Origin of the sequence: uncultured Metabacillus sp., assembly GCF_947503125.1 — a bacterium.
Lineage (GTDB): Bacteria > Bacillota > Bacilli > Bacillales > Bacillaceae > Metabacillus.
The window spans coordinates 1-204 of record NZ_CANNCR010000242.1; the positions used below are offsets into that span (position 1 = coordinate 1).

The 204-nt window shown below is 41.2% G+C and carries 1 tRNA gene; it reads left to right on the plus strand.

Annotation, left to right across the window (positions count from 1 at the left end):
• Positions 1-76: transfer RNA gene (locus Q1B07_RS27010), tRNA-Ala, on the plus strand.
• Positions 77-204 lie beyond the last annotated feature (128 nt).

The following is a 204-nucleotide window of genomic DNA, read 5'->3' on the forward strand; positions in this document are numbered from 1 at the left end:
GGGGCCTTAGCTCAGCTGGGAGAGCGCCTGCTTTGCACGCAGGAGGTCAGCGGTTCGATCCCGCTAGGCTCCACCAAAAAAATTCTTGACAACACAATATGGATTTGATATTCTAATATAGTTGTCATTAAAAAATGATCTTTGAAAACTAAACAAAACCAAGCGTGCCAACGTTAATTTCGATTAACAAACAACGTACTAAAA